General features: G+C 53.5%; 14 protein-coding genes, 2 tRNA genes and 1 pseudogene. 11 read left to right on the top strand and 6 right to left on the bottom strand.

What is annotated here, in order from left to right; translation table 11 throughout:
- Window positions 1–93 precede the first annotated feature (93 nt).
- Window positions 94–168: transfer RNA gene (locus tag P8O11_RS11295), tRNA-Gly, on the top strand.
- Between the two features lie 156 nt (window positions 169–324).
- On the opposite strand, the gene P8O11_RS11290 is transcribed toward P8O11_RS11295, so the two are convergent.
- Window positions 325–564: an Lrp/AsnC ligand binding domain-containing protein gene (locus P8O11_RS11290; protein ID WP_300294254.1), complete on the bottom strand. Its 240-nt coding sequence runs from the start codon at window positions 562–564 to the stop codon at window positions 325–327.
- 141 nt (window positions 565–705) lie between these two features.
- On the opposite strand from P8O11_RS11290, the gene hisB reads away from it, so the two are divergent.
- Window positions 706–1293, top strand: a complete 588-nt coding sequence (hisB, locus tag P8O11_RS11285) for an imidazoleglycerol-phosphate dehydratase HisB (RefSeq protein ID WP_300294253.1) — start codon at window positions 706–708, stop codon at window positions 1291–1293.
- A 3-nt stretch (window positions 1294–1296) separates the two neighbouring features.
- On the top strand, window positions 1297–1935 hold the full coding sequence (hisH, locus tag P8O11_RS11280) for an imidazole glycerol phosphate synthase subunit HisH (protein ID WP_300294252.1): 639 nt from the start codon (window positions 1297–1299) through the stop codon (window positions 1933–1935).
- 12 nt (window positions 1936–1947) lie between these two features.
- Here hisH and P8O11_RS11275 read toward each other — a convergent pair whose 3' ends face one another.
- Complete coding sequence (locus P8O11_RS11275; protein WP_300294251.1) at window positions 1948–2334, bottom strand: DUF2147 domain-containing protein; 387 nt, start codon at window positions 2332–2334, stop codon at window positions 1948–1950.
- A 131-nt stretch (window positions 2335–2465) separates the two neighbouring features.
- Here P8O11_RS11275 and hisA point away from each other — a divergent pair, with 131 nt between their 5' ends.
- Genes hisA through P8O11_RS11255 form a run of 4 tightly spaced genes read left to right on the top strand, consistent with a single transcriptional unit; the run spans window position 2466 to window position 4692 of the window.
- Window positions 2466–3188 (top strand): 1-(5-phosphoribosyl)-5-[(5-phosphoribosylamino)methylideneamino]imidazole-4-carboxamide isomerase, encoded by a 723-nt coding sequence (gene hisA, locus P8O11_RS11270; protein WP_300294250.1) that lies wholly within the window; start codon window positions 2466–2468, stop codon window positions 3186–3188.
- 44 nt (window positions 3189–3232) lie between these two features.
- On the top strand, window positions 3233–3565 hold the full coding sequence (locus P8O11_RS11265) for a hypothetical protein (protein ID WP_300294249.1): 333 nt from the start codon (window positions 3233–3235) through the stop codon (window positions 3563–3565).
- Window positions 3566–3619: 54 nt separating this feature from the next.
- Entirely contained in the window at window positions 3620–4384 is a 765-nt protein-coding gene (gene hisF, locus P8O11_RS11260) for an imidazole glycerol phosphate synthase subunit HisF (RefSeq protein ID WP_300294248.1), read from the top strand.
- On the top strand, window positions 4381–4692 hold the full coding sequence (locus P8O11_RS11255; RefSeq protein ID WP_300294247.1) for a phosphoribosyl-ATP diphosphatase: 312 nt from the start codon (window positions 4381–4383) through the stop codon (window positions 4690–4692). Before hisF ends, P8O11_RS11255 begins: the two co-directional genes overlap by 4 nt.
- A gap of 69 nt (window positions 4693–4761) precedes the next feature.
- Here the strand turns inward: P8O11_RS11255 and P8O11_RS11250 are convergent, their stop codons facing one another.
- Entirely contained in the window at window positions 4762–5235 is a 474-nt protein-coding gene (locus P8O11_RS11250) for a CoA-binding protein (RefSeq protein WP_300294246.1), read from the bottom strand.
- 178 nt (window positions 5236–5413) lie between these two features.
- Window positions 5414–6205 (bottom strand): 23S rRNA (guanosine(2251)-2'-O)-methyltransferase RlmB, encoded by a 792-nt coding sequence (gene rlmB / locus P8O11_RS11245; RefSeq protein ID WP_273498353.1) that lies wholly within the window; start codon window positions 6203–6205, stop codon window positions 5414–5416.
- Window positions 6206–6314: 109 nt separating this feature from the next.
- Between rlmB and P8O11_RS11240 the strand changes: the two genes are divergently transcribed.
- Window positions 6315–6398, top strand: a tRNA-Tyr gene (locus P8O11_RS11240).
- Between the two features lie 388 nt (window positions 6399–6786).
- On the opposite strand, the gene P8O11_RS11235 is transcribed toward P8O11_RS11240, so the two are convergent.
- Window positions 6787–10101 (bottom strand): error-prone DNA polymerase, encoded by a 3315-nt coding sequence (locus P8O11_RS11235; protein ID WP_300294245.1) that lies wholly within the window; start codon window positions 10099–10101, stop codon window positions 6787–6789.
- A complete protein-coding gene (locus P8O11_RS11230; RefSeq protein ID WP_367186885.1) occupies window positions 10098–11570 on the bottom strand; it encodes a DNA polymerase Y family protein in 1473 nt (490 codons plus the stop codon). The genes P8O11_RS11235 and P8O11_RS11230 overlap by 4 nt, the downstream gene beginning before the upstream one ends.
- 799 nt (window positions 11571–12369) lie before the next feature.
- Here P8O11_RS11230 and P8O11_RS11220 point away from each other — a divergent pair.
- The 3 genes and pseudogenes from P8O11_RS11220 to P8O11_RS11210 all read left to right on the top strand — a co-directional run bounded on the left by P8O11_RS11220 (window position 12370) and on the right by P8O11_RS11210 (window position 17328).
- Window positions 12370–13391, top strand: a pseudogene (locus tag P8O11_RS11220) (hypothetical protein).
- 153 nt (window positions 13392–13544) lie between these two features.
- Window positions 13545–14825 carry an O-acetylhomoserine aminocarboxypropyltransferase/cysteine synthase family protein gene (locus tag P8O11_RS11215; RefSeq protein WP_300294242.1) on the top strand — a complete coding sequence of 427 codons (1281 nt, stop codon included), beginning with the start codon at window positions 13545–13547 and terminating at the stop codon, window positions 14823–14825.
- Window positions 14826–14955: 130 nt separating this feature from the next.
- Window positions 14956–17328 carry a hypothetical protein gene (locus tag P8O11_RS11210; RefSeq protein ID WP_300294241.1) on the top strand — a complete coding sequence of 791 codons (2373 nt, stop codon included), beginning with the start codon at window positions 14956–14958 and terminating at the stop codon, window positions 17326–17328.
- Window positions 17329–17417: the final 89 nt, after the last annotated feature.

Here is a 17417-nt window from a genome sequence, read left to right as displayed (position 1 = left end):
CGTCGCCGCGCGGGTGGCAAAAATGGAGATCGCTCTCCGCATTTCCCCTTGCACCCGCGCCGCGCCTTTTCTAAGTGAGCCACACCGAAGAGGGCGGGCGTAGCTCAGGGGTAGAGCATAACCTTGCCAAGGTTAGGGTCGGGCGTTCGAATCGCCTCGCCCGCTCCAATTTCTCTCTCACCAGAGAAACGACAAGGCCACCTTCGGGTGGCCTTTCGTCGTTCTGGACAGCTGTTTTGCATCGCCCTGCGAATGCCGCAAAGCTGCCCCTCTCAAATCAGAGAAACAGCCGCTCACGCACCGCCCGAAAATAATTTGGAAAAATCAGAAAACTTTGAAGGTCAGCGTGGTCAACGACCGCTCAATCCCAGCCACATCCAACAACCGCTCATTCACAAACTTCCCCACGTCCTCTCCCTTCGGGACATAGACTTTCAAAAGGAGGTCCCATTCGCCACTCGTCGAGTAGAGTTCTGAGTGCAGCTCTTTCATGACAAGCGCCTCGGCAACCTTATAGGTCGTGCCGGGTTTGCATCTGAGTTGAACAAACACACAATCTGACATGGCGCTTTCCTTTTCGCATTGCAGCCTGACACTGCCACGCGTCTGCAACAGGCGCAACGTCTCTTCTCAAGCCTTTTGATCTCAGGGCTTTTCCCGAGCGTTTCCTCGCCCTATAAGCACCCCAGAACAAAGGAAAACCCGATGCGCCAAGCCACCGTCTCTCGCAATACAAGCGAAACCAAAATTACCGTCGAGCTCACGCTTGATGGCACAGGACGCTATGACAACCAGACAGGCGTTGGATTCTTTGATCACATGCTAGACCAGCTTGCCCGCCACGCGATGATGGATATGAATGTACGTTGCGAAGGCGATCTGCACATTGATGATCACCACAGTGTAGAAGATGTAGGCATCGCCTTGGGCCAAGCGCTTGCAATAGCCGTCGGCAACAAAGCTGGAATAAACCGCTATGGCTCCTGCCTTTTACCGATGGATGACGCGCTTGTACGCGCTGCCCTCGATATTTCAGGCCGTCCTTTCCTGGTTTGGAATGTTGATATGCCCACTGCTAAAATCGGCACATTTGATACAGAGCTTGTGCGGGAATTCTTCCAAGCCTTTAGCACGCATGCAGGCCTCACCCTACATGTCGATACTCTGCACGGCTTCAACTCTCATCACATCGCTGAGGCTGCGTTCAAAGCCGTTGCGCGCGCCCTACGTGTTGCTCTTGAGGCTGACTTGCGCGCTGCGGGGTCCATTCCTTCGACAAAAGGCACACTCTGAGCCATGCTAACAGCCATCGTTGACTACGACAGCGGAAATTTACACTCCGCTCACAAGGCTTTTGAGCGCATGGCTCACGAGATGGGGGCTGGCGATGTGATCGTAACGTCCGATCCTGAAACAGTGCTTAAGGCTGACCGAGTGGTCCTACCGGGCGACGGCGCTTTCCCCGCCTGCCACAAAGCTCTTTTTGATCACAAGGGCATCTTTGAAGCGTTGCAAGAGGTGGTTATTCATCGCGCCCGACCCTTCATGGGCATTTGCATAGGAATGCAAATGCTGTCGACGCGCGGGCTTGAGCATGAAGAAACAATGGGCTTTGACTGGATCAAAGGCGAAGTTCGCAAAATAATCCCATCGGACCCCACATTGCGCGTCCCTCATATGGGCTGGAATGCGCTAGATATCGAGCACGATCATCCGCTCTTTTCCGGCGTAACTGCAGGAAAACACTGCTATTTCGTGCATTCTTACCACTTCGTCGTCGAGGACTCTGCCGAGCGACTTGCCAGCACAGAGCATGGTGGAAAAATCACGGCTGTCGTCGGTCGGGACAATCTTGTTGGAGTGCAGTTTCACCCCGAAAAAAGTCAGGAAACAGGCCTCAGAATGATTGGCAATTTCCTGACATGGCAGCCGTGATCTCGATAATATTCAGTTGATTTTGGTCCATTTCTGACTGGCACACAGCAATCCGCCAGCGACACAGCCTTTCAGCGTCAGTTTTTTTCCACCAACCTGCATTTTACCAAAATAAATTTTGTCATTTGACGGCCGCCAGACCTTGCCCTCATATGCACCTTCTCCCTTTGGACTCATTGCACGGACAATTTGTTTGCCTTTATTTGGTGAGTTGTACTCACCGCTGTTATTGAACGTTTGGACAATGGTACCGCATATATTCTCACCGCAAGGGCTAATCTCCACATGCGCATAGGCGCCGTCGTCTACTTCGGTTTTCCAAAGCCCCAGTGCAGGATCAGCCATTGCTGCTCCCGCATAAAACAGACCCGCCATAGCCAAAATAAGTGTACTTTTCATGATAAGACCTCCCAATCTCTAACTATCTTGAGCGTGCAGAGCGATTCCACGCAAGCATGACTTGAGGTCACATTGCATTTCGTGCGCTTGCGTGCATAAAGCTCCTAACATCTTTTTCACAGGACTTTAGCATGATCCTCTACCCGGCAATTGACCTTAAAGACGGCCGCGCCGTGCGCCTTGTTCATGGCGAAATGGACCAAGAAACTGTATTCAACGAGAACCCTGCCGCGCAAGCGTTGGAGTTCGTTGCTGCGGGGTGTGAATGGCTGCATCTGGTTGATCTCAATGGCGCATTTGCGGGCGAGCCCGTCAATGCGGCTCCCGTCGAAGAAATCCTTGCGCAGTGCCGCGTCCCCGCCCAGCTTGGCGGCGGCATCCGCGACATGGCCACAATCGAGCGCTGGATCAGTCGCGGCCTCGCCCGCGTCATCCTTGGCACGGTTGCGGTCGAAAACCCTCAACTTGTGCGCGACGCAGCCCGCGAATTCCCCGGCAAAGTTGCCGTTGGCATTGACGCACGCCACGGCAAAGTCGCCACCAAAGGCTGGGCTGAAGAGACCGATGTCGACGCCACCGAGCTGGCCCGCAGCTTCGAAGACGCTGGCGTCGCCGCGATCATCTACACCGACATATTGCGCGACGGCGCGATGAAAGGCCCCAATGTGGAAGCCACAGCCGCCCTCGGCAACGCTGTCTCAATCCCCGTGATCGCCTCGGGCGGCGTCAGCTCTCTGGCCGATCTCACCGCCCTCAAATCCTGCGGCGCCCCCCTCAACGGAGCCATCTCGGGCCGCGCGCTCTATGACGGCGCGATTGACCTCAAAGAAGCGCTGACGCTCATGCAGTCCTAGCGGGAGCCGATAGCACCATGGGGTTCCTCATCGCCTTGCCAACCATGCCTGCGCTGATCTTCGGTGTTCTCGCCTTGGCTTCCGCCGATCCGGCAAGCAAGGGCCATAGCCGCTTCAAACGCCGGTTGCTGCTCACCGGGGCGAGCGCGGTCTTCCCGGCTCTTGTTTTCTTTGTTTGCACGGCGCTCTTCGCCCACACCGACTGCTCTGGCGGAACCACATTTCTCGGCTGCCAGCAAAGCTCGGAACTTTACGGAGAGGCGCTTTTTTCCGCCTCCTGGATCGGGCTTCTGAGTGTGCCACCGACGCTGCTGATTGGCTTGGGGTTTGCCGTTGCCGCGGTAATAAAGCGCGCCCGCTCAAACAAAGCGAATTGATCTGCCCCTCGCGGCTCGGTAAACAGCCCTTACGCTGTCATCAAAGGCCCAAACATGCTCAAAACCCGCATCATTCCCTGCCTCGATGTCGCCGATGGCCGCGTTGTCAAAGGCGTGAACTTCGTCGGCCTTCGCGATGCGGGCGACCCTGTTGATGCTGCCAAAGCCTACGACGCCGCTGGCGCTGATGAGCTTTGCTTCCTCGATATTCACGCAACCCACGAGAACCGTGGAACCATGTTTGACATGGTCACCCGCACAGCTGAGCAATGCTATATCCCCCTCACTGTCGGCGGCGGTGTGCGCACGGTTCAGGACGTACGCGACTTGCTTCTTGCAGGTGCTGATAAGGTCAGCTTCAACTCCGCTGCCGTCGCTAACCCAGATGTGGTTGGCGAGGCATCAGCACATTTTGGCTCACAATGTATCGTTGTGGCCATTGACGCAAAAACGGTAAGCCCAGGCAAATGGGAGATTTTTACCCATGGGGGCCGTAAATCTACTGGAATTGACGCCATCGAGTTTGCCAAACTGGTGACACAAAACGGCGCTGGCGAAATTCTCTTGACCTCAATGGACCGCGACGGAACCAAAGCAGGCTATACTCTTCCCCTCACCCGTGCGATCTCCGATGCTGTAAGCGTACCGGTGATCGCATCTGGTGGCGTTGGTACTTTAGAGCATCTGGTTGAAGGCGTGAAAGAAGGTCATGCAAGCGCCGTTTTAGCCGCATCGATCTTTCACTTCGGCACATATTCCATCAGAGAGGCCAAAGAGTACATGCAGGCCGCAGGCATCCCCATGAGGATCGAAGAATGACACTAGACGAGCTTGAAGCCATCATCGCCACGCGTGCAAAAGCCTCGCCAGAGAACAGCTGGACAGCCAAGCTCCTAGCCCAAGGGCGCGACAAAGTCGCAGAAAAGCTGGGAGAGGAAGCAATCGAGACGGTGATTGAGGCCGTCAAAGGCAACAAAGAAGGCCTCACATCCGAGGCGGCCGATCTCCTTTTCCACCTCCTCGTTGTGCTCTATGCCAATGAAGTAAATATCTCTGATGTCATGGCCGAACTCGAGCGCCGTCAATTCCGCTCCGGCATCGCTGAAAAAGCCTCACGCCAGAATTAAAACAATATCTCTGAGCAAAAAAGAGGGATCCTGTGGCAACGCCCAGCTGCTTAGCGCGGCGAAACACGTTTAGAGCTTGGAACTGATCACACCGGTGTTGAACCCACCACGCCGCAACTCACCGAAGAGACGCTGATATTCAATCTTGGGACAGCGGCCCATGACGACGTCCACGCCACGTTCACGAGCGTGCGCTGCCGCCTCTTCATTGATGACGCCGATCTGCAGCCATATTGTTCGCAGCTTGGGCAAGCGCTCCAAAGCCTCTTCCACAATTGGCAAAACATCTTCGGAACGACGAAAAATATCCAAAAAATCAGTGTCTAGAGGAAGCTCTGCGAGGCTGCCAACATAAGGAGCACCCAAAAAGTCTTTCCCGACGTAGGCAGGGTTCACAGGGAAAATTTCATACCCTCGCAACTTTAGATAGCGCCCCACAAAAAAGCTGGGGCGTGTTTCTTTACTGGACAGTCCAACAATCGCGATCTTTTTTGCGCGCGACATCACATCCTTGAGAAAACGGTCGGTATAGGTCTCGCTCATTTATATCTCCCTCATATCCTATTGATCAAAAAAAAGCGCCCAAGTCGAACTTGAGCGCAGTTACGGAACGAGGGACAGTGTTTCCAAAGCAGGTGTTCCATCCTGCTTCTGGATTAGATGTAGGAACGATTTCCAACTTATAAAGAGCATGTAAAAAACCTGTGAACAAAGCGTTAATTCAGGCTGATTTTTGCCGAGTGGCGGCATAAAGCGACACGGCAGCAGCATTTGAAACATTCAATGACCCAAAGTCCCCCGCAAAATCTATCTTCGCCAAAACGTCACATTGTTCTTTTGTCTTTTCGCGAAGCCCTGGCCCCTCTGCGCCCAAAACCAAGGCAACGGGACGGTCGTGATAGCCTTCCAGCTCGGCCTCAAGCGTGGTCTCTGCCTCTCCATCAAGACCAATTAGAAAATACCCGTAGCCTTTCAGCTCGTCCATCGCACGCGAGAGATTCGTAACACGCAGGTAAGGCTGACGTTCCAACGCACCACTTGCTGTCTTGGCCAAAGCGCCTGTTTCTGGCGCAGCATGGCGCTTTGTTCCGATCACGGCGCGCGCGCCAAATACTTCAGCCGAGCGCAGAATAGCCCCCACATTGTGCGGGTCTGACACCCGATCAAGCAACAAAACGCGTGCAGGCCGTTCATCGCCCCCGCTGACGCAGGCATCCGCCACAGAGCCCCAGTCGAGAGCCTTCACTTCAAGCGCAGCCCCTTGATGCACAGACTGAGGGTCCAAAGGCGCAGAAAATTTACGCGGATCAGAAACCTCCGGCTCCATTCCACTTTGAGCAATCACATCGGCAAGCTTGGTTTGCGCATTTAGCGTAACGATAAGGCGCAGTTTCTCACGCTTAGGGTTAGCAAGAGCATCGCGAACAGCGTGTAAACCAAAGAGCCACACCGTCTCGGCGGCCTCCAGCTTTTTGCCACGTTCTTTTTCCACAACCCACTTCGGCTTTTTCATCGCAAGACCCTGTTTTCAAGCTGAGAGACATTTTCTCTCCTCTGCGCCGCTTATCATGCCAATTTGCTGTTGACGACCCTTAGCGAGGCAAGTAATCCCCTCCCTCAGTGGGCGACAGGCCGCAAGGTGTGGCAGGGGACTGTAACTCCCTCGCGGAGACGCACGCCTGGTTCGATTCCAGGGTCGCCCACCACTTAAAAAATTATTTATTTTCCTTAATTTGATGGCCTATCAGGCCATTCCTGTAAGTCTTTCCGACACTTACACAGAAAATAGATGCGTCAGCTACAGCCTCAGTGGTATTCGGCGGATGACGTCTATCTTCAAAAGCGCTCGGATCAAAATGCGCAGATCGCATACGTCCAAGACAGTTAGGCAGTCTGGTCTTGCTCATATAATACATACTGGCGTGTGCCTGATCGCCAACATGTGGTGTTCATTGATCGTTCAGACCAGTTTTTGCCCAGAGTGACCCCTTTCAACGCATACTGAAAATTCAATTTCAAAAAAGAGGAATTGGATCCTGCTTTTCGTTCGTCGTTTTCAAAATAGGAGCTGGCGCCCAACTCTCTGTCCTCATTTTAATGAAAGTCCCTGCTTGGAAACAGCTTCTTGGCTTGGTCACGTGGATGGTACGCGCGACTTGCTGAAGTAGGATGATGAGGTCGGGGTGTATCGTCTGCATGCGGCAAGGTCTGACCAACGACCTCTCCCATTGGGTGGCCAAGCTCGGACAACCGATGCGACATATCCTGAATATCTTGAGCAATTAGATGCACGACAATGCCTTCACGTTGCAGATATCCAGTTATTTGCAACAACCGCCCCCCCATCACGGCCTTTCGGAATTTCTCATAGACTTTAGGCCAAACAACGATGTTGCTTACACCTGTTTCATCCTCAAGTGTTAGAAAAATAACACCCGAAGCCGTGCCAGGCCGCTGGCGGGTAATAACCAGACCGCACACCGCGATACGGCCCAACGGAATGCGCGCCAGTTCAGCATGTGGCGTCACATTATTGAGAGTGGACCGTATCAGTTCAACGGGATGTGCCCGCAGTGACATCCGCATAGATACATAATCTTCAACGACTTCTTCACCCAAGTTCATCATTGGTAACACCACCTTTGGCTCGGGAATCACTTCGCCATCGATTGGATCATTGAACAGGGGCAAAGGCCTATCAGCCCTGATCGCTTTAACCTGCCAGAGAGCATCACGTCTGGTCAGGCCAATACCCGTAAAGGCATCGGCCTCGGCCAAACGTTCTAAGGAGCTTGGGGATACGCCTGCACGATGCCATAGGCTTGGAATATCATGGTATCCATTTCCCCGAGCGGAAACGATCCACTCTGCATCGTCCCGCTTCATACCTTTGATTTGCCGAAACCCCAATCGAAGGGCCAGAGTACCGTCTGTTCGCTTTTCCAAGTGGTTGTTCCAGCCCGAGTTGTTGACACAGACTGGTCGGGTTTCGATGTTGTGTTCACGGGCATCCCTTACGATCTGAGCGGGAGCATAGAAACCCATTGGTTGTGAATTCAGAAGCGCACATGCAAAGGCCGCTGGGTGGTGGCATTTTAACCATGCTGACACATAGGCTAACATTGCGAATGCTGCAGCGTGACTTTCAGGGAAGCCATATTCACCGAAACCCTCGATTTGTGAAAAACAACAATCTGCAAAATCGAGTTCGTATCCACGTTGCAACATTCCACGGATGAACCGATCACGAAATGTGCCAATGGTTCCCATTTTCCGGAAGGTAGCCAAGGATCGCCGTAGATGATCAGCCTCCTCTGGGGTAAAGCCTGCTGCGACCACAGCGATTTGCATAGCTTGTTCTTGAAACAACGGAACGCCGCATGTTTTACCCAGCACGGCTTCTAATGCCTTGGATGGAAAACTAACCGGCTCCTTGCCTTGGCGCCGGTTGATATAAGGGTGAACCATGCCACCTTGGATCGGGCCAGGACGTACAATAGCGACCTCAATCACTAAGTCGTAGAATGTGCGTGGCCGCATGCGGGGTAGGAAATTCATCTGGGCTCGGCTTTCCACTTGGAACACACCAACCGCATCAGCCTTGCACAGCATATCATAAGTCTTGGTGTCTTCTTGTGGAACGCTTGCAATGTCCAATTTCGAGCCCCCGTGCAAGGCAATCAGATCAAAGCACTTGCGGATACAGGTCAACATTCCCAACGACAGGATATCAACCTTCAGGATGCCCAACGTATCAATATCATCCTTGTCCCATTCAATCACCGTGCGGTCATCCATTGCCGCATTTTCAATAGGGCAAAGCTCATCCAGCCGCCCCTGTGTGATGACAAAGCCCCCTACATGTTGGGACAGGTGACGGGGGAATCCGATCATCTCACCAATCAAACGTAGCGTTTGAGACAAACGGCGATCACTGAGGTCAAGGCCAAGTTCGCGCACACGGGCTTCATCGACCTGAGCACCCGACATCCCCCAGATTTGACTGCTCAACCCGCTCAGCACGTCCTGTGACAGCCCCATGACCGCACCCACTTCCCTGATCGCGGCACGCGTGCGAAAGTGAATGACCGTGACGCACAGCCCAGCCCTGTGCCTGCCATATGTCTCGTAGATATACTGGATCACTTCTTCACGGCGCTCATGCTCGAAGTCGATATCAATATCGGGTGGTTCACCACGGTGTTCAGACATAAACCGCTCGAACACCATGGTAATCGTCTCAGGCCCAACATCAGTGATCCCCAGCGCATAACACAGGATCGAATTGGCAGCAGACCCTCGCCCCTGACACAAAATCCCTTGAGAGCGTGCAAAGGTAACAATGTCATGCACGGTCAGGAAATACGCAGCAAACCCGAGCGTCTTCACCAGTGACAGCTCTTTTTCAACCAGAGCACGCACACGCTCTGTTATACCATTCGGGTAGCGCCGTTTCAGGCCGCTGGCTGTTAACCGGACCAGTCGGTCATGGGCCGTTTCCCCCTGTGTAACTTCCGTGGGGTATTCATAGGAAAGTTCAGACAGGCAAAAACTACACTTGTCTGCGATCTCTTGCGTCCGTCTAATCACCGCAGGGTGATTGCGAAACAATCGAGCCATATCATCGATGCCCTTGAGCCGACGCTCTGCATTGGGGAGGGCGCGTTTGCCAATATCATCAATACGGCACCTTTCACGCAAGCACGTCAGGACGTCAGCCAATTGCCGGCGGGATCCGTGATGTAAAAGCACATCACCAACAGCCACCATCGGCGCAGAGGTCGTATGTGACAAAGACATACATTGATCAAAATAGGCTTGGTCGCTGCCATCATATCTTGGCGCACACCCCAGATATACGTTTGAGGGGAACGCTCTGACGACCTCTGCGATATGCCCAGCAGTCTGTTTGCGGCGCCCCTGAGGAAGGCCAATCAAGATCATGCCCTTGGCTCTGTCCAACACATCACGATGGAATAGATGGCATTCACCTTTTTCGGCACGCATCTTGCCGAGTGTTAAAAGGCGAGACAGTGCCTCATATCCCTTACGATCTTTGGGTAATGCGACCCAATGCACCAAGCTATCCTGCAACACCAATCTTGCCCCTACGATCAGTTTGGGAAATTGACTCCTAACATCGGGGCCGTTTAGCAATGTCCCCCCTGTATCTTGCCGACTGCTGTGATCCATCTGTTTACTTGATCGTATGATGACACCCTCTGATGCAGTGCGCTTCAATTCTTTCAGGGCCGCATACGCCCGTACAACACCCGCCAATGAATTATGGTCCGTGATCGCAATGGCAGACAATCCGAGCTCAGCAGCCCGTGTCACGAGTTCTTCCGGGTGAGAAGCGCCCTTGAGGAAAGTGAAATTACTCGTGGTGCAAAGTTCAGCGTAGCTCATGCGAACATCCCATGCACAAACCAACTTGGGTTTTGAGGCGTATAAAACATCCATAGACGATGACCTTCACGGGTCTCTACTTTCCAATAGTCCCGCACACCGTGTCGCCAGTTTTCATCATCAAACCACCATTCTGGGGCAATGCGCTCTGGTCCCGTTGTGCGCCCAATCTGGAAGGACATACCCCGCCATTTGAATCTCTTGGGCGGAACAGTTGTCGCTGCGGCCACATACTCAGGCTGAAACAATCGAATAGGTCGTGGGTTCCAAGTCCCCCATGCACCCGTAGGCTCTGACCAAGCTACGGGTGCAATGATGAAGCTACGTTCAGGAATATGGCTGTCAGCGGGCAAAAACCTCTGGATGTTCTCTAGTCCGATACGATTTCCCAGCCGCGTGATCAAATCGTGCAAACCGTCATCATGTCGTGATTTGCCTTGAGTGGTTTGTGTGGTTTGCTCGACAGGTAAAGCTTCCACCTGAACGGCAACCAAACGTAATTGGTCAATGCCAAAGCCAGAATCTATCTCTCCGACCCCCCTTTCGAATAATGGAAGTATTCGTGTTGGATCACGGAGAGGCCGTGCAAGACGCAATTCAACGGTTTGATCACCCCCGTCAATGCGTCGACAAGACAAAGACAGCACCCGCACACCTGACATGTTGTCTGTCAGTTTTTTGCACAGCGGGTAAAGCAGGCGCTCTACACCCGCCATCACATCCTTCGCTAAGCCAATGGGCTCAGGCAACGTGAGCCGTGTCGAATAGGTTGGCGCATTGGCTTCTGGGGAAATGCTCTCAGCTTGACGGCCTAGCGCTTGATCCAATCGCATCAAAACCGATGCCCCAAACCGTTGACCAACCGTAGCGCGAGGCAGGGCTGCAAGCTGCCCGACCGTCTTGATACCTAAACGCTGTAAGGTGGTGTCCTCCTTAGTCGTGATTCGAAGGCAGGCGATGGGTAGCCTCTGGATCGCGCTCAGGGTGTCGCCAGTGTCAGCACAGCCCTGACCAAAATGTGCCAAAGCCCATGCCGCGCCCAATGTGTCACCTATGCCAACACAGACCGTCAGTTTAGATCGGGCCAGCCGCATTCGAATGTCTCTCAGTAGCGCCACCTCCCCCCCCAGCAGATGCGCCGAACCAGTGATATCAAGAAGCAATCCATCGACGCCATCCTTCCCAACCCACGGACAATAGCGCCTGGCCCATCTGAGAAGGCCGTCTTGAAATAACTGATCCGCCTGAGAGTTGTGCAATTCTGTTTGTAGCTGCGGACAAAATGAACGGGCATCAGCCAAACCCATACCACGCCTCAACCCACGTTCTTGAGCCATAGCATTCAGGCAAATAAGACGATCCGCATTCTTGATGCGTGCAATAACTGCGAAGGGACCCTCAATATGCTTTGTGCGCAGAATGCGCTCGCTGGGCAGGTTCGGAAACCACAGAGATGCGATGCGCCTCATCATTCCAGCAGACCTTCCAATTCCCACATGTTCCCGTTTTGTTCTTGTTAAGCTCCCATCGCATTTGTGTCGAGTCATCTGGTGAATAGGCAGGTGAAATAGACCAACGGGTTTGCGTTGCATTACTCCCCATGCCCTCACGCACAATCATCAATCCCGTAGACGAACCCGCTTCTGCTGCGAGTTGCAATCTACGCCCAGCTATCAAACTCAACGGCTTAGTGAGTTCGGCGACGACCAATGACACAGAACCCGATCTCAAAGATTCTTCTGTTGCGGCCAATATATCCAGGGCACCAGCACACTTCCCGATCAAGACACGATGTGGATCACAATAGGTCTGCAATCCGTGAGGATTTAGCACCTCAGGCACCCAGCCTTCGACAAACCAAATTGCCTTACCTGATGTGACACCACAGCAAATGGCAGCAAAGCTATAAGAGCCTGCACCTGTTACCTCGTGGTACCGGCAGGCTTTGAGCGGAAACACATCTGAGAATCTGACACGCATCAGGCTTTATGTTCACTAAATGTTCCAAACCTCAAGCCGCGAGATGCCTTTTTTGTAATCCTGCGTCAAAAGTAGATGCCTTGGACAAAAACGAATTGAAACGGCTCAACCACGCGACGATGTACTCTTAGCGAAGATCAAAACTGCCCGCCACACGACCCAAAGGGCAACGCAGTGTCGCTTGGGGCTCTGTGCTGTTTTATTGTTTCTAATTCTTCGTAAGCCCCTTGGACGCAGCCGTTGATTGTCTTTATACTCTCAACAAATAACGAGTGCTGAGCGGAGCCTATGGCTGCAAAATCTAAGACAACCGACGATTTTAATGTTTTTGTGATCGGACAGGCTGGGCGCCTGCAATACGAGGCGCTTCTGTTTGCTGCCTCTGTGCGAGAATTCAGCCCTAATTTCAAAGGCCGCCTGATTGTGGCAGAGCCGCAACCCGGCCCCCTTTGGCCGCGTGATCCGCGTATGGACGACACTCTTGTTATAGAAGCCCTCAATGATCTTGATGTCGAGATTATTTCCTTTGAAAGCAAGGCTTTCAGAAATGCTTATGCTTACGGCAACAAGATCGAAGCACTGGCAGCCCTCCCCAAAGGCAAGCCCTTTGTTTTCTTTGACACAGATACGCTCATCACAGGCGAACTTACATCTGTTAACTTTGATTTTAATAAGCCCTCGGCCTCACTCAAGCGTGAAGGCACGTGGCCAACACTTGAGCTCTACGGGCCAGGATATGGCGAGATATGGAAGTCGCTCTATGACAAATTCGGGCTTGATTACAAAAGCTCTCTCGATCAGTCCCAGCCTGATGAATATTGGAAACGGTATCTATACTTTAACGCAGGCTTCTTCTTTTATAAATGTCCGCATGAATTTGGTGAAAAGTTTCTCGAATACGCTTTGGCCATTCGCGACTGCCCCCACGCGAACTGGTCTGTCAAACAATGGATCCATGGCTTGATCAGGTGGCCCTGCCGCTGGTCATTCATGCACTTGGCGGCGGTCGAGACACACTTCCCGAAGGCTATCTAGACGGCGCCGTAAGCTGTCATTATCGTTTATTTCCTATCCTTTATGCGCGTGAAGCGGACCATGTTATCACTGCACTTGAGCAGGTATGCGCACCCAACAAGCTCAAAAAAGCTCTAAAAGCTCTAAAAGCTCTAAAAGCTTATAATCCGATCAAGCGCATTGTCTATCAAGGTCGGGGAGAAAAAGTGCGCGCACTGTTTGATCAGAACGACCTGCCCCGCAAGGAACAGGCTATCCGCAACCGCATCAAGCGCGAGGGCTTCTGGATGCGTTGAGACAGAACAATGTTCTGAGATCCTCGCCATAAAGGGCGGAGCATTCCGCGTTCAGAACAAGTTTTGAACTCCTGTCCCTCTTAGAGCACTCCCAGTTGTGAAGGTCCGTCACTTTGCCTAACATTTGCCCAAACACACACTTGGGAGGCCCAAATGGCTTACGGATTCGACACACTTCAAATTCACGCAGGCGCAGCACCAGACCCTGCCACGGGTGCGCGCCAAACGCCAATTTACCAGACAACAGCCTATGTCTTTCGGGATGCTGACCACGCAGCAGCACTCTTCAACTTGCAAGAAGTTGGCTATATTTACTCTCGCCTGACAAACCCGACGGTTGCAGTTCTGGCGGAGCGCATTGCCACACTCGAAGGCGGCCAAGGCGCAGTTTGCTGTTCTTCCGGCCATGCGGCCCAGATCATGGCACTCTTCCCCCTGATGGCCCCCGGGCGCAATGTCGTCGCATCCTCGCGCCTTTATGGAGGCACAATCACGCAGTTCTCCCAAACGATAAAACGCTTCGGTTGGTCTGCTAAGTTTGTCGACTTTGATGATCTTGAAGCAGTCAAAGCCGCCATCGACGATGACACCCGCGCAGTTTTTTGTGAAACGATCGCCAACCCCGGCGGTTATATCACCGATCTGGATGCGATTTCAGCGATCTCAGACGCTGCAGGCATTCCGCTTATCGTAGATAACACATCAGCGACGCCCTATCTCTGCAACCCGATCGAGCACGGCGCCACGCTTGTTGTGCACTCCACCACCAAATACCTCACAGGCAACGGTACCGTAACAGGGGGGTGCGTTGTCGACTCGGGTAAGTTTGATTGGTCGGCGTCTGACAAATTCCCTTCTCTATCCGAGCCAGAGCCTGCCTATCACGGCCTTAAGTTTCATGAAACATTCGGCGCGCTCGCGTACACGTTTCACGGCATCGCCATTGGTCTGCGCGATCTGGGCATGACGATGAACCCGCAGGCAGCGCATTACACGCTCATGGGCATAGAAACACTGAGCCTGCGCATGGAGCGGCATGTGCAGAACGCTGAGCAAATTGCGGGCTGGCTGGAAGGCCACGAGGCTGTTGATTACGTCACCTATGCGGGCCTAAAGTCTTCACCTTACAACGCGCGGGTGGCCAAGATCTGTCCGAAGGGTGCTGGCGGTTTGTTCACAATTGCGCTCAAAGGTGGCTATGAATCCTGCCTCAAGTTCGTGGATAGTCTCGAAATCTTCAGCCATGTTGCAAACCTTGGAGACACGCGCAGCCTTGTGATCCATTCTGCCTCCACAACACACCGCCAGCTTACCCCAGAGCAGCAGGAAGCGGCAGGCGCAGGTCCAAGTGTTGTACGGATTTCAATCGGAATTGAGGACGCAAAAGACCTGATCGCTGACCTCGACCAAGCTCTCGCAAAAGCCAGCGCATAAACGCACGTTTTTAATGATTGTTAGCAGATGCCACTTTGAGAACTCTTAGTGGCATCTGATCTGTTTTATTCAGCAGGGTATTGATATAATAAAAGCTTAATAGTGTTGTGACCGGCTTCAAGGCGGCTGTATGAAACCAAATTTTGCGTTAAAATTATCGTTTGAAGGCATTGGCCTTTTGCATCGTTCTACAGCGGGCTGGGCCCGTGTTGGCGAAGTGCCTCTAGATGTGCCTGATTTGCCAGAAGCCCTGAATTTACTCAAGAAAACAGCAGCTCAGATCACGCCAGAGCCTCTCACAGTAAAGCTTCTGCTCCCCTCTGAACAGATTAAATACCTCCAGCTAACGAAACCTGATGGCCCGACCGCGGAGTATGAGACTGCTGTGCGCGCAGCTCTCGACGGCGTGACACCCTACACGCTTGAAGAGCTTGCGTATTGCTGGGCCGAATCTGGCGCTGACCTCGTTGTTGCCGCTGTCGCGCGCGAAACCTTGCTGGAAGCAGAAGGTTTTGCCTCCGACAACGGATTTAAGCCAATCTATTTCACTGCGCAGCCAAGCACTGGCAGCTATGTCGGCGAACCATTTTTTGGCACCTGTAGTGGTATTGATGCCAATATCGAGCGCGACTTGGAAGCCGTTGTGGTCAGCGGTGTCGCGCGCATTCCTGAAGCAGCAACAGCACCACCCGAAGACGCCCTTCCTGCAACGTCAGCGCCTAAGCCAGAAGTCCAGCCGCCACAAGCTTCAACTCCCTCGTTTTCAACGCGACGAGAGGCGGAGGGCAAGAAGGCAGTTGCGCCCTCTCTCTCAGGCGTCACACGGCATGAACCAAGCGCCGTTGCACCAAGCATCCCGCTGCTCCCTGAGAACGAAGCGAACGCCACGCCCCCTCCCCCACAGCCCCTCCCCGATCTCACTGCAGCGGCGCGCGAGGAAATGGCATTTGTCAGCCAACGCGACCCTGATGGCTCTCCAGAACTGAACGCACCCGCCACGCAACCAGCAAGTACAACAGCTGTCGCGCCCGCACCTCGCCCTCTGCCTACGCCACCGCCAAACATTGCTCCTCCAACAGAAAACGAACGCCAACGTCTCACCGTGTTTGGAGCGCGCAAAAAGGAAAAAGTATCTCAGAAGCAAAAGGTTATCGGGAAGCCGAGGTTCCTTGGACTGATCTTAACCGCCGTATTGCTCGTGTTTTTACTCGGTGTCGCGGCTTGGGCTTCGATCTTTGTTGGTGAGGGGCTGTCACGGTTCCTCGGCAAAGACCCCGAACGCATTGTTCTGGCTCCGTCTGATCTTGATGAAACCGAGATTGAAGGCGACGAGGCGATGGTGCTTGAGCCGCAGCTTGAGCTTGCAGCGCTCGACACGGGTGAGGAAACCCAAGCTACCGATCTGTCGCGCGTAATGCCTTTGCCAATCCCTGAGATCAGCTTGCAGGAAGCGCAAGAAAAATACGCAGTTACAGGCATTTGGGTCTTGGCACCTGCTGCGCCCACGGTTCCGCCACTGCAGGATTCTGATGATCTTTATATTGCGTCGATCGATCCTGTGATCTCGGCCCAAGATGCGATTGCTTTGCCAGCGCTCACCCTTGAGCAAGCTGACGGCACACTTGGCCGTCAAACAAATCCAGCTGCCCAAGGTCTCAGCTTTGCGCTGGATGAGCGCGGGCTGGTCAGGGCCACAAAAGAGGGTGCGATATCGCCAGACGGACATCTCGTTTTTGCAGGCAAACCCCCTTATTTTCCTACCGATTTACCTGGTAGGACAGAGGCTCTGGAGGGGGCTGTAGAGGTGCCTGATTTGCGGGCGGCGATGCGGCCTAAAGCGCGGCCTGAGGGGCTTGCGGAAGCCAATGAGCGGGCCAATCTGGGCGGTTTTAGCCGAACGGAGCTGGCCTCGATTCGCCCCAAAATGCGCCCGCCTTCAGCACGTGAAATAGCCGCCGCAGAGCCACAACCCACGCCAACACCAAACGCCAGCGCCGCCCTTGAACAAGCGATTGAAGAGGCGGTTGCGCAGGCCGTTCCGCCGACGCCCGGAGCGGTGGTGATCAAGCTTCCTGAAGCCAATACCCGCGACCTCGATCCGAACGCCACTCCGCAGGCAGTGGCGCGTTCTGTGAAGCCCAAGGACCGCCCCAATAACTTTGACCGCATCGTAAAGCGTGCTGAAAAAGCTAAGCAAAAAGAAGAGGTTACGCAATTTACTGCGGTTGCTCCACGCACTGTTTCGCCGAGTATCCCCTCGCGTGCCTCCGTCGCAAAGCAAGCCACTGTGCGAAATGCGATCAACCTCAAGCGGGTCAATCTGATCGGTGTCTACGGTAAGCCAGCCAGCCGCCGCGCACTCGTCCGCCTGTCCAACGGGCGCTACAAAAAAGTGGCCGTCGGCGACCGTATTGATGGTGGCCGTGTCTCTGCGATTGGCGAGACAGAATTGATTTATCAAAAGAATGGTCGCGGTGTGACTTTGAAAATGCCAAAAGGCTGATTTGAAAATTCAGTAAACGGTGCGTTTTTATCTCTTCATACATTTTGCAGGAGCCAAAATCAGGGGGGTGAAAAGCGTGCACAACCCGT

The organism is Lentibacter sp. (genome assembly GCF_029254145.1).
Taxonomy (GTDB): Bacteria; Pseudomonadota; Alphaproteobacteria; order Rhodobacterales; family Rhodobacteraceae; genus Lentibacter.
The sequence above is the reverse complement of the archived record's forward strand: the minus strand, read 5'-3'. Positions and strand labels throughout refer to the sequence as shown.

Coding starts and splice junctions, on each gene's coding strand:
- P8O11_RS11290 (WP_300294254.1), bottom strand. CDS start 564: ATGTCAGATTGTGTGTTTGTTCAACTCAGATGCAAACCCGGCACGACC.
- hisB (WP_300294253.1), top strand. CDS start 706: ATGCGCCAAGCCACCGTCTCTCGCAATACAAGCGAAACCAAAATTACC.
- hisH (WP_300294252.1), top strand. CDS start 1,297: ATGCTAACAGCCATCGTTGACTACGACAGCGGAAATTTACACTCCGCT.
- P8O11_RS11275 (WP_300294251.1), bottom strand. CDS start 2,334: ATGAAAAGTACACTTATTTTGGCTATGGCGGGTCTGTTTTATGCGGGA.
- hisA (WP_300294250.1), top strand. CDS start 2,466: ATGATCCTCTACCCGGCAATTGACCTTAAAGACGGCCGCGCCGTGCGC.
- P8O11_RS11265 (WP_300294249.1), top strand. CDS start 3,233: ATGCCTGCGCTGATCTTCGGTGTTCTCGCCTTGGCTTCCGCCGATCCG.
- hisF (WP_300294248.1), top strand. CDS start 3,620: ATGCTCAAAACCCGCATCATTCCCTGCCTCGATGTCGCCGATGGCCGC.
- P8O11_RS11255 (WP_300294247.1), top strand. CDS start 4,381: ATGACACTAGACGAGCTTGAAGCCATCATCGCCACGCGTGCAAAAGCC.
- P8O11_RS11250 (WP_300294246.1), bottom strand. CDS start 5,235: ATGAGCGAGACCTATACCGACCGTTTTCTCAAGGATGTGATGTCGCGC.
- rlmB (WP_273498353.1), bottom strand. CDS start 6,205: ATGAAAAAGCCGAAGTGGGTTGTGGAAAAAGAACGTGGCAAAAAGCTG.
- P8O11_RS11235 (WP_300294245.1), bottom strand. CDS start 10,101: ATGAGCTACGCTGAACTTTGCACCACGAGTAATTTCACTTTCCTCAAG.
- P8O11_RS11230 (WP_367186885.1), bottom strand. CDS start 11,570: ATGAGGCGCATCGCATCTCTGTGGTTTCCGAACCTGCCCAGCGAGCGC.
- P8O11_RS11215 (WP_300294242.1), top strand. CDS start 13,545: ATGGCTTACGGATTCGACACACTTCAAATTCACGCAGGCGCAGCACCA.
- P8O11_RS11210 (WP_300294241.1), top strand. CDS start 14,956: ATGAAACCAAATTTTGCGTTAAAATTATCGTTTGAAGGCATTGGCCTT.